The organism is Pseudomonas sp. NFACC02 (genome assembly GCF_900110765.1).
In the GTDB taxonomy this organism is placed as follows: Bacteria; Pseudomonadota; Gammaproteobacteria; order Pseudomonadales; family Pseudomonadaceae; genus Aquipseudomonas.
In genome coordinates this window covers 61,088-72,717 of record NZ_FOEO01000006.1, presented here as the reverse complement: position 1 = coordinate 72,717, position 11,630 = coordinate 61,088, and the positions used below count along the sequence as shown (strand labels likewise).

The window sequence follows — 11,630 nt, the reverse complement described above, 5'->3', positions numbered from 1 at the left end:
TGTTAAATCATTTCCTCGCCACCTTTGCCGCCGAGCACGATCTCCCCGGCCTCCGCCATACGACGGGCAATGGTGAGGATCTCTTTCTGGGCAGCTTCCACGTCGCTGACGCGAACCGGGCCTTTGGCCTCCAGATCGTCGCGCAGCAGCTCGGCGGCACGTTTGGACATGTTCTTGAAAATCTTTTCCTTGATGGCGTCGTCCGATCCCTTGAGTGCCAGGACCAGCACATCGGAGGACACTTCGCGCAGCAAGGCCTGAATGCCACGATCGTCGACATCGGACAGGTTGTTGAAGACGAACATGAGGTCTTCGATCTGCGTCGACAGGTCTTCGTCCACTTCGCGGATCGAATCCATGAGCTGGCCTTCGATCGAGCTGTCGAGGAAGTTCATGATGTCCGCGGCACGCTTGATACCGCCAAGGGTGGTACGCGACGTGTTGGCGTTGCCCGAGAACTGCTTCTCGAGGATCTGGTTCAATTCTTTCAATGCCGCTGGCTGCACGGTGTTCAACGAGGAGACGCGCAGGATGATGTCCAGCCGCACCTTGTGGTCGAAATGGCTCAGCACCTCACCGGCCTGGTCGGCGTCCAGATAGGCGACGACGATGGCCTGAATCTGCGGGTGCTCGTAGCGGATGACGTCCGCGACAGCGCGCGGCTCCATCCACTTCAGGCTGTCCAGGCCGCTGGTATTGCCACCTAGCAGGATCCGGTCGATGAGGCCGTTGGCCTTGTCTTCGCCCAATGCCTGCGTGAGCATCTTGCGAATGTAGCCGTCCGAGCCGATGCCGACGCCAGTCTGGTCCCCGACGACGTCGACGAACTCGCTCATCACCTGCTCGACCTGCTCGCGGTGCACATTGCGCATTTGCGCCATGGCCACGCCGACACGCTGAACCTCTTTAGGGCCCATGTGACGCAACACTTGCGCAGCATCCGTCTCACCCAGGGTGAGCAGCAGGATCGCAGCCTTATCAACTCGGGTCAGTTTGACCGCAGCAGCACGACTATCACTCATCTGTGTTGATCCACTCTTTTACGACCTGAGCCACACGAGCCGGGTCTTCAGCCACCAGGCTCTTGATTGCGTTGAGCTGCGCGTCATAACCCTCGCTCGGGCTAGGCAGCAGAATGCTTTGCGGACCGCCCAGACTCACGCGGTCGTTCGCCAGTTCACCGTCCAGACCGACCATGCCGCCCAGTTCGACGTCACCGTCAGCGTGCTTGCTCTTCGGATTGGTGATGTTGTTCAGCACCGGACGCAGCACACCGAACACCAGCACCAGGATGAACAACACACCCATGGCCTGTTTGACGATGTCCCAGAACCACGGTTGAGAGTAGAACGGAATGTCCGGAATCACTTCGCCACGATCGGTCGAGAACGGCACGTTGATCACACTGACGCTGTCGCCACGGCTGGCGTCGAAGCCCACGGCGTCCTGCACCAGCCGGGTGAAGCGCGCCAACTGGTCAGCGGTCCACGGCACCGTGGTGGTTTCACCATTGGCCGGGTTCACCTTTACCTGATCGTCCACGACGACGGCAACGGAAAGGCGATTGATCTTGCCTTGCTGTTGCTTGGTGTGACTGATGGAACGGTCCAGCTCAAAGTTCTTGGTCGACTGGTTACGCTTGTCCGCCGGGTATGGCGCCAGCATTGGCTGACCAGTGGCCGGGTCCATGATCTGCTGACCGTTGGCGTCCAGCAGCGGCTGGCCAGGGGCGATCGGGCCTGCGGCACCGCCTGCAGCGGCGGTGGCGTTCTGCGGTGCAGTCGCCGGGCCGGGTGGCTGGTTGCTCAGTGCCCCCGGAACGCCTTGCGGACCGCTGCCGCTGGAGCGTTGTTCCGTGGTGGTCTGCTCACTGCGCAGCGCCGGCTGGTCGGGGTTGAAGCTTTCGGCGGTGGATTCCACCGCACTGAAGTCAAGGTCCGCCGAAACCTCAGCCTTGTAACGGTCATTGCCCAGCACCGGCTGCAGAATGTTCTGCACGCGTTGCGTGAGCATGGTTTCCATGCGACGGGTGTAGTCGAACTGCTTGCCGGCCATGGTCAGCTCGGAGTTTTCCACCTGATCGGACAGCAGGTTGCCTTTCTGGTCGACGACGGTGACCTGGGATTTGGTCAGTTCCGGCACACTGGTCGCCACCAGGTTGACGATGGCCATCACCTGGCCCGGCTCAAGGGTGCGACCGGCATACATCTCCACCAGCACCGAAGCGGTGGGTTTGCGATCATCACGAACGAACACCGAGCTTTTCGGAATCGCCAGGTGTACACGAGCAGCCTTGATGTTGTTCAGGCTCGAAATGGTGCGTGCCAGTTCGCCTTCCAGGCCACGGCGATAGCGCGTGGCTTCCATGAACTGGCTGGTGCCCAGCCCCTGGTCCTTGTCGAGAATCTCGAAGCCGACGTTGCCGTCGGTCTGCGCGATGCCGGCACCGGCCAGCTTGATACGCGCACGGGCCAGGTCCTCGGACTTGACCAGCAAGGCACCGGAGTTCGGCTCAACGGTGTACGGAATGTCGGCTTGTGCCAACGTGTCCATCACCTGCTTGGTGTCCATGCCGGAAAGACTGCCATAAAGCGGCTTGTAGTCCGGTTGTTGCGACCAAAGCACGACGGCAAAACCAATCGCCACGCTTGCAGCCAGACCGACCATGAGGCCGACCTGCCGCAGCATGGTCATCTCGGACAGATTTTGCAGGAACGCCAAACCGAACATCGGTGGTTTGCTTCCTGTCGCACCCGTTTTGGCGGGTACGTTATCGGCGACGGCTTCAGCCATGACTTAGATCGTCCTCAAACCGGCATTTGCATAATGTCTTGGTACGCCTGGACCAGCTTGTTGCGTACCTGGGTCAGCGCCTGAAAGGACACGCTGGCTTTCTGCGAGGAAATCATCACGTCGGTGAGATCCACGCCACTCTTGCCCATCTCAAAGGCAGTCGCCAATTGGTTGGACGCCTGCTGTGTATCGTTGACCTTGTTCACCGCCATGCCGAGCATGTCGGAAAAACTGGTTGCGCCCGTCTGCTGCGGCGCCTCGATAGCCTTGGGCTTGGCCATGGCGTCCATTTGCATGGAGCGCATGTCCAGCATCAAGCGATTAAATTCAACACCTTGGCTCATGGACTTCTCTCTCAAAGGGCCCGCAAATTTTTGACACGGATTTAGCGATTACCCATGTAGTAGCAACAACGGTGCCAGACCAATAGCGGCATAGCGCCAGCTATCATGAAAGTATTAGGGGGTCAGAAATAGAACGGTACGAAAATCGATGTGGGAGCCGGCTTGCTGGCGAATGCGGTGTATCAATCAACACTTGAGGTGTCTGACACCCAGCATTCGCCAGCAAGCCGGCTCCCACAGGTCAGGGTTTCGGTCTGTATTCATTCAGGAAGCGAACAGATAACCTTCGACATCCATCCCGGCATCCCGCATCTGCGCCAGCTTGTAGCGCAACGTACGAGGGCTGATCCCCAGACGCTCGGCCGCTTCCTTACGCCGGCCGCGCTCGGCCCGCAGCGTGTCGATGATCATCTGGAACTCACGACGCCGTAGGTCTTCACCCAGCGCACTTCCCGGATCGCCACCCACTGCCTCGAGCGACGAATCCATGGCGCTGGAGGTTGTCGGCACCGTCGACGGAACCTGAAGGACTGGCGCTGGCGTCGAGATGGATGCGGAGGTGACAGGGCCGGTCAGGCAGAAATCTTCCGCCTGAATCACCCCGCCCTGCTGCAGGATGAGCGCGCGCTGCACCGCGTTGTCCAGCTCGCGTACGTTCCCCGGCCAGCTGTATCCGACCAGGCACTTCTGCGCCTCAGCCGAGAGACGCACCGGCGCATGCTTCATTTTATTGACGTGTTTGGCCAAAAGGCGCTCGGCCAGCGGCAAGATGTCGGCGGGACGCTGACGCAGCGACTGCCACGCCAACGGGAATACCGACAGACGATAGAACAGGTCCTCACGGAAACGGCCCGCCGCCACTTCGCCCGCCAGGTCGCGGTTGGTGGTCGCCAGGACACGAATGTCCAGCGCAATGGGTTTGCGCGCACCAACCCGCTCCACTTCCCGCTCTTGCAGGACACGCAGCAGCTTGGCTTGTAAAGCCATCGGCATTTCCGAGATCTCGTCGAGCAGAAGGGTGCCGCCATCGGCTTGTTCAAACTTCCCGGGCTGTGCAGCAATCGCGCCGGTGAACGAGCCTTTCTCGTGACCAAACAACGTCGCTTCAAGCATGTTGTCCGGAATCGCCGCGCAGTTGATGGCAATGAACGGCTTTCCGGCACGCGGCGATTGCTGGTGGATAAAACGCGCCAGCACTTCTTTACCGGTTCCCGACTCGCCCGAAATCAACACCGTGGAATCGCTTTTGGCCACACGGCTCGCCAGACTCAGCAGTTGTACGCTGGCAGGCTCGACCGCAATCGGCCCTTCACCGTCCGCTGGCCCAAGCCGCCCGAGGGCATGGCGTGCGACCAGTGCCAGCAATGCCTTGGGCTCGAACGGCTTGACCAGATAATCGGCGGCGCCTTGACGCATCGCTTCCACCGCCCGATCCACCGCACCGTGTGCCGTCATTAACAGCACAGGTAGCTGCGGGTAACGCGTGCGCAGCTGACTGAGTAATTGATGACCGTCCATACCCGGCATGTTGACGTCGCTGACCACCAGACTGAACGACGCCTCGGCGGCGGCCAGAAGCGCCTCTTCGGCCGAACCGACGGCGCGATAGTCATGCCCGGCGAGCGCCAGGGTTTCGCCCAGCGCCTCGCGCAGTGAGGGGTCGTCTTCGACCAGCAATACCTTGATCGTCATGAGTCCTCCCCCCCCGTGGTGACCGCTGCGCCGATGCCCGGAATCAGCGGCAAGGAAACGATGGCACAGGTGCCGCGCCCTGGACGCGAACGAAATTGCACCTGCCCCTGATGAGCACGCGCCACCGCTGTGACCACGGCCAGCCCCAGCCCGGTGCCTGTCGCCTTGGTGGTGAAAAACGGCTCACCGATACGGGCCAGCGCGGTCGCATCAATGCCACTGCCGTTGTCACTGATACACAGACGCAGCGTACTGCCGCGACCGTATGCATGAATTTTGATACGGGACCGACCGGCGCTCGCCTGCACCGCATTCTCAATCAGATTGAGCAACGCACCGACCAGCGTATCCCGGTTGCACAGCAGCTCGCCGCTGAGGTCATCGCACTGCCAACGCACCGACGCGTCGCGGACATGCGTCTGCGCGGCGGATTCAAGGGCGCCGACCAATTGACTGGGCGTGAGACGGTCGGTCAGCGGCAACTCGCCCCGCGCGAACACCAGCATGTCGCGCACCTGATGTTCGAGTTCGTGCAGCCGCTCCTTCAAACGGCCGGCGAAGCGCTGCTGTGTCTCCACATTCAACGCCTGCTCGGTCAAATGGCTGGCATAGATCATCGCCGCCGACAGGGGTGTACGAATCTGATGCGCCAGCGAAGCCACCATCCGGCCCAGTGACGACAGACGCTCATGGCGCGCCAGCTGACTTTGCAAGTGACGGGTTTCAGTCAGGTCGTTGAGCAGGACCAGTTGACCGGGTTCCGCATCGAGAGATCGGGTCGCAATCGACAGGCGACGACCGTCTTTCAGCGAGATTTCGTGTCCGTCGTCCTCGCGCGGTGCAAAACACCGGGCAATCACATGGCGCCAGAGCATGCCCACCAGCGGCTCGCCGAGCAGGTCCAGAGCGGCAGGGTTGGCTTCGCGGACCATGCCGTGGGCGTCGATGACGATCACACCGCCCGGCAACAGATCGAGCAGGTTCTGCAGACGGTTGGCCAGTCGCTCTTTCTCGGCCAGCTCCTGCATCCGCTGAGCACTGACAACCGCCAGTTCTCCCTTGAGTTCGGTGACCCGCGCCTCCAGCAAGCTGTAGGAGTCAGTCAGTTGTGTCGACATCTGGCTGAACAGGGCAAATGCCTGTTCCAGTCCCTGACGACTTTCCGCTTCCGGGGACGGCTGCACGTGCGAACCCGGTAAATCAGGTTCGGAAGACATCTGAGCGGCCTGGGGCATAGTGTTGATCTCTCGCGTGGCGAACCGTCAGTAAACGGTATGTTGCAAGAGACATAGCAATCCTCGTGCCGAAAAAAAACCGCTGAAAAATCAGCGGCTTGTTTTTGACGCGTCAAACGAGTGTCAGTCGTCAGCCTGCTCGTCACCCTCGCGACGGCTCATGCCATATTTGCGCATCTTCTCCACCAGCGTGGTACGGCGGATGCGCAAGCGCTCGGCGGCGCGGGCCACGATACCGTTGGCATCGTCGAGCGCCTGCTGGATCAAGCCCTGTTCCAGCCCGCCGAGGTAGTCCTTCAGGTCAAGGCCTTCTGGCGGCAGCAGCGCACCGTTGGCGAAGTTGGGGGTATGCCCGTTGATGGCCACGCGCTCTTCCAGATCGCTGCGAAGGCTGTCCACCAACTGTTCGTCTTCATCGTCGACGTAGCGAAATTTCTTCGGCAGTTCGGCCACGCCGATCACACCGTAGGGGTGCATGATCGCCATGCGCTCCACCAGGTTGGCCAACTCACGCACATTGCCCGGCCAGCCATGACGACAAAGAGACATGATGGCTGCGGAGTTGAAACGGATAGAGCCGCGTTTTTCGTGCTCCATGCGCGAAATCAGCTCATTCATCAGCAGCGGAATGTCTTCCACGCGCTCACGCAATGGCGCCATTTCGATCGGGAACACGTTCAGGCGGTAGTACAGGTCTTCCCGAAATCCACCGGTCTCGATCATGTCTTCGAGGTTCTTGTGGGTCGCCGCAATAATGCGCACGTCGACGCTTTGGGTCTTGTTGCTGCCCACGCGCTCAAAGGTGCGTTCCTGCAACACCCGCAGCAACTTGACCTGCATCGGCAGCGGCATGTCACCGATTTCATCGAGGAACAGCGTGCCACCGTTGGCCAGCTCGAAACGCCCTGCCCGACTGGTAATGGCTCCGGTAAAAGCGCCTTTCTCATGGCCGAACAGTTCGCTTTCCAGCAGCTCGGCCGGAATCGCGCCGCAGTTAACGGGCACGAATGGCGCGTCGCGACGTTTGGAATGGTAATGAAGGTTACGCGCAACCACTTCCTTGCCAGTGCCCGACTCACCCAGAATCAAGACGCTGGCGTCCGTGTCGGCCACTTGCTGCATCATCTGACGCACATGCTGAATTGCACGGCTGGTGCCGACCAGACTGCGGAACAGGTTAGGCTCGCGCTGGCGACCCCGCTCACGGGCCTGATCGTACATTTCACGATAGACCTGGGCGCGATGCAGGGAATCCAGCAATTTGCTGTAGCTAGGCGGCATCTCGACGGTTGACAGCACGCGTCGACGCAGGTCTTCGGCCAGTTCGGCAGAAGAATTTTCGCCCATCAGCAGGACGGGAAGGAACTCATCCCAGGCAGCGACGGTCTTAAGCAGCCCTTGAAGACTGCCCGGCGAGTTCACGGAGCCGACCAGCACGCAGAGGACTTCTCGAGTGGAGGTCAGAGACCCCACGACTTGCTGCCAGTCAGTGCTGGAGCAGGACAGGTTCTCATCGCCGAGAAAATTCAGAATCACCGCCATGTCACGGCGGCGCTGGCTATCGTCATCGATCAGCAGAATCTTGATTTCACGCCACATGCAATAGCAACTTCCCTAGTCAACTCGTGCCCATTCAGGGGCAAGCTTGGCATTTGTACTGTCCGCAGGACGCTACATCAACCAGAAATTAGTGAACATCACTAGTTAAGTCAAAAAACCGTACACAGTCAATTTTATGGCGCACAAATTTTTTCGATCAACCAAGCGTCAACCAAACAGATGGTAAACCTTTGCAGCGCTTTTCGCTCGCTGGATCTGCGACATTTCATCGACAATCGCCTGACGCTCTCCTACAGCGGTCTCTATCAGCTGTCGATAGACCCCCAATAACTCTTCCAGATTGCTGCGCAGCTCAGGCTCATCGTCAGTCGTTTCGCGAATGACTTCGTCGACGCAGGCACGGCAGGCCAGATCGAGCTTGCCGATCGCCTCCCAATCTCGTTCGGCGAGGGCATCGACCAGGGCTTCGCGGGTTTCTTCGATTCGCTTGAGTGCAGCACCCATGGTTTTCTCCTTCAGAGCGCTTGTTGCTGATCGCCGATCGCGTCCCAACCTTCCTTGACGGTCGTCAACAGGCCGCTGACTTCGTCGAGAATTTTCGGATCGGTCTTGATGTTGGCTTCGGCCAGACGTTTCATCATGTACACATACAGGTTGTCCACGTGAGCCAGCGCTTCTGCCTGTTTCTCCATGTCCAGACCTTCTCGCAGGCCGCCCACGATCTCGATGGCCTTGCCAATCAATGTGCCTTTGGCGGCCACGTCCTTGCGCTCGATCGCACCTTTGGCTTGGGCGATACGGTCCAGTCCCGCTTCCATCAGCATCTGCACCAGACGGTGTGGCGTGGCCACAGCGGTCTGTGCGTGTGAATTGACCTTCTGATACTGCCGAAGGGCTGCCATCCGGTTCATGTGCTCTTACCTCGCAAAACTTGACGTTTCTATATTCAGGGTATCGACATCGCCTTGAGAAACTTTAAGGCCAGATGCCAAAAACCCGGCGCATGGCCGGGTCCTGGTTTGTCTCTTGAATCATCAGCCGCTCTTCTGAGCGTTGAGCGAATCGAAGAACGACGTAATGTTGGTCGCAGAGGCCTTGAGCTGCCCTACCAACAAGTCCATGGCGTTGTACTTGGCGGTCAGGGTGGCGGTCAGGCTGGTGACCCGCAAGTCCAGCGCGGTCTGCTGGTCCTGCAGATCGCTCTGCTGCTGGTTCAGGCTCTTGGTACGCGTGTCAAAAATGCCACCTGTCTGCGTATAGGGCGTGATGGCGGCGTTCATACGGGCAATCAGTCCGTTGGAACCGTCGCCGGTGCCGCTGAACAACTGCTGCACATCGCCAGCCAGGCCCTTGTCCATGGCCGCGCTGAACTTGGTGGCATCAAGCGACAGGATCCCGTCTCCCTGAGTCGTGGTAATGCCCAACTGCGACAGCACTGAAAGATTACCCTCGGCGCCGGTTGTCACGAGCTCGTTTCGCATCGCCGACAGAATCGAACGAGGCATCGAATCGCCCGTCAGGGCCGCCGGGGTGACGGTCGCTCCGGTCTTAGGGTCCGGAGTATCGCTGACGGTGGCCTTGCTCACCGCGGAAATAGCCTTGACCACGGCGTTGTAAGAGTCGATAAACGCCTGCAAGGACGCCTTCAGCCCGTCAGTGTTGGTCGAGACGCTGACAGTCGTGGTTTGCGTACCCTCAGCCACCAACTGCAGCGAGACGCCGCCGAGTGTCTTGTCGAGCGTATTGCTCTTGCTGCTCACGTTGAAGCCGTTGATATCGACGCTCGCGTTGCCCGGCGGGTTACCGATATAACCGGCAGAGGTCGCTGACGTCGTGTCGATCTTCACACCCGAGTTGATGGTGAAGCCGGTGATATCGCTGCTGGTGGTGATATCCGACCCTTCACCGGTCGTGGTCGAGCCCAGCACCAGACGTGAACCGTTGGCGTCGGTGATGATGTTGGCGCTGATGTTGGTGGTCTTGGTGTCGGCGTTGATCTGCTTGGCGACGGAGGCCAGTGTTGCGCCGGTCGGGATGGTGTAGCTCTTGGAAATGCCATTTTGAGTGACGGTCAGATTGCCACTCGGAATAGCACTGTCAGAGCCGCCAGAAAATGCAGCGGTCGCCACACTGGAGCTGGTGGCCAGCTTGTTGACCTTGACGGTGTAGTTACCCGGAACCGCACTGTTGTCGGACGTAACGGTGACCTTGGTTTCGTCAGAGGACTTGGCGGCATAACCGGCGAAGTCAAGTTTGCTGGTGGCGCCAGCCGCGGGTTTGATAAGCGCCTGGAAAGACGATAGCGCCGATTGCAGCGTACCGATACCGGACAGTTTGGTGGTGACCAGTTTGGTCTGCGTCGTGATCTGTGTCTGCTTTGCCAACTTATCGGCGTTGACCAGTGCGGTCACGATATCCCCGATAGCCAAGCCAGATCCCAGACCTGTTGACGGGGTAATTGGACTAGCCATTTGAGTCTCCTTCCAGGGTTAGTCGGTCTTTTGACCATTTTGACGGTCGAGAGAACCGCGTTCACGTTTCATGCCAGTTAAACTTTTGCGTCGAACAACAGACTGTTTGCATTTTTCAGACTGTCGGCAATCTTCAGCGCTTCGGCAGACGGCAATTGTCGCACCACTTCGCCTGTCTCAGTGGCAATCACCTTCACGACAACCTGCCCCGACCCTTCGTCGATGGAGAACTCAAGATTACGTCGAACCGACTGGAAGAACCTTTCCATTTCCTGAACGGCAGCTTTCAAATCCTTGGACCCCTTATCGGGATTGGAGTCTTTACTCGTCGCCGTTTCCGACTTGCCCTCAGCGGCAGGTGCAGCAACGACTTGAGGTGCCACGGCCTGCTTATCAGCTACCACTGGCACCGATTGCACTGGCTGTACCGCTGAATAAGACAGGTTCAACCGATTGCTGATATCCATGCCCACTCACCTCTCAAAGTAAAAAGGCGGAGGAGTACGCAAGCACACTCCCCCGCCAAAACTCACTGACCGATATTACTGAAGCAGTTTCAGTACAGCGGATGGCAGTTGGTTAGCCTGGGCCAGAACAGAAGTGGAAGCCTGTTGCAGAGTCTGCTGCTTGGTCAGGTTAGCGGTTTCAGCGGCGAAGTCGGTGTCTTGAATACGACCCAGTGCAGCGGTGGCGTTTTCGTTGACGTTTTGCAGGTTGGAGATCGTGCTGGTCAGACGGTTTTGCGCAGCACCGAGGTTTGCACGAGTGGCGTTGATCGATGCCAGAGCGGCGTCGATCGCAGTGATCGCGTTGTCGATGTTGGCAGAAGCAGTACCGGCGCTACCTGCAGTACCTGTGATCGCTACCGAGCCGCTTGCTACGGACAGGGAAGTGGCGTCGAACTTCGAGCTCAGGACCAGATCGATACGGTTGGCCGAGCCAGTGCTCGAACCGACTTGCAGGGTCATGGTGCCAGCCGAACCGTCCAGCAGGTTTTTGCCGTTGAGGTTGGTCGAAGCGGAGATACGGGTCAGTTCGTCCGACATTTGGCCGAATTCGGCGTTCAGAGCGGTACGGTCAGCGGTGCTGTTTGTATCGTTTCGTGCCTGAACGGCCAGTTCACGCATACGCTGCAGAATGTTGGTCGACTCTTGCAGAGCGCCTTCAGCGGTCTGAGCCATCGAGATACCGTCGTTGGCGTTCTTGATTGCTACGGTCTGACCACGGATTTGCGCAGTTTCGCGGGTAGCGATCTGCAGGCCGGCGGCGTCGTCTTTGGCGCTGTTGATTTTCAGACCGGAAGACAGACGGGTCATCGAAGTCGACAGTGCGTCCGAAGCGCGGCTCAGGTTCTTCTGAACAGCCAGGGAAGCTACGTTGGTGTTTACGCCTAAAGCCATGATGAATTCCTCGTTGGTTGGGTACTGCGGCTTTCCGGCCCTGGCAAGCGCCGGGTGTGGCCTAGAGAACCTTCGTAATGTTTATCGTCGTATCTGGAAGGAGCTTGAGGGCTTTTTCAAAATTTTTTGCCACCA

General features: G+C 59.1%; 11 protein-coding genes. All 11 read right to left on the bottom strand.

The window, feature by feature from the left end; translation table 11 throughout:
* Nucleotides 1-2 precede the first annotated feature (2 nt).
* The 11 genes from fliG to BMY73_RS07655 all read right to left on the bottom strand — a co-directional run bounded on the left by fliG (nucleotide 3) and on the right by BMY73_RS07655 (nucleotide 11,495).
* Nucleotides 3-1,022, bottom strand: coding sequence for a flagellar motor switch protein FliG (gene fliG, locus BMY73_RS07705; protein ID WP_062386011.1), 1,020 nt, complete (start codon nucleotides 1,020-1,022; stop codon nucleotides 3-5).
* On the bottom strand, nucleotides 1,015-2,793 hold the full coding sequence (fliF, locus tag BMY73_RS07700; RefSeq protein WP_062386012.1) for a flagellar basal-body MS-ring/collar protein FliF: 1,779 nt from the start codon (nucleotides 2,791-2,793) through the stop codon (nucleotides 1,015-1,017). The genes fliG and fliF overlap by 8 nt, the downstream gene beginning before the upstream one ends.
* Before the next feature lie 14 nt (nucleotides 2,794-2,807).
* The gene (fliE, locus tag BMY73_RS07695; protein WP_062386014.1) at nucleotides 2,808-3,137 is read right to left on the bottom strand and encodes a flagellar hook-basal body complex protein FliE; all 330 of its coding nucleotides are present in this window, start codon (nucleotides 3,135-3,137) and stop codon (nucleotides 2,808-2,810) included.
* 264 nt (nucleotides 3,138-3,401) lie between these two features.
* Nucleotides 3,402-4,829, bottom strand: coding sequence for a sigma-54-dependent transcriptional regulator (locus BMY73_RS07690; RefSeq protein ID WP_092406209.1), 1,428 nt, complete (start codon nucleotides 4,827-4,829; stop codon nucleotides 3,402-3,404).
* A complete protein-coding gene (locus BMY73_RS07685; protein WP_371914955.1) occupies nucleotides 4,826-6,046 on the bottom strand; it encodes a sensor histidine kinase in 1,221 nt (406 codons plus the stop codon). The genes BMY73_RS07690 and BMY73_RS07685 overlap by 4 nt, the downstream gene beginning before the upstream one ends.
* A gap of 141 nt (nucleotides 6,047-6,187) precedes the next feature.
* A complete protein-coding gene (gene fleQ / locus BMY73_RS07680) occupies nucleotides 6,188-7,663 on the bottom strand; it encodes a transcriptional regulator FleQ (RefSeq protein WP_062386023.1) in 1,476 nt (491 codons plus the stop codon).
* Between the two features lie 168 nt (nucleotides 7,664-7,831).
* A complete protein-coding gene (fliT, locus tag BMY73_RS07675) occupies nucleotides 7,832-8,128 on the bottom strand; it encodes a flagellar protein FliT (RefSeq protein WP_092406205.1) in 297 nt (98 codons plus the stop codon).
* An 11-nt stretch (nucleotides 8,129-8,139) separates the two neighbouring features.
* Entirely contained in the window at nucleotides 8,140-8,535 is a 396-nt protein-coding gene (gene fliS, locus BMY73_RS07670) for a flagellar export chaperone FliS (RefSeq protein ID WP_062386028.1), read from the bottom strand.
* A 123-nt stretch (nucleotides 8,536-8,658) separates the two neighbouring features.
* Entirely contained in the window at nucleotides 8,659-10,095 is a 1,437-nt protein-coding gene (gene fliD / locus BMY73_RS07665; protein WP_062386030.1) for a flagellar filament capping protein FliD, read from the bottom strand.
* Between the two features lie 77 nt (nucleotides 10,096-10,172).
* Nucleotides 10,173-10,562, bottom strand: coding sequence for a flagellar protein FlaG (locus BMY73_RS07660; protein ID WP_062386032.1), 390 nt, complete (start codon nucleotides 10,560-10,562; stop codon nucleotides 10,173-10,175).
* A 75-nt stretch (nucleotides 10,563-10,637) separates the two neighbouring features.
* Entirely contained in the window at nucleotides 10,638-11,495 is an 858-nt protein-coding gene (locus BMY73_RS07655; RefSeq protein ID WP_062386034.1) for a flagellin domain-containing protein, read from the bottom strand.
* Nucleotides 11,496-11,630 lie beyond the last annotated feature (135 nt).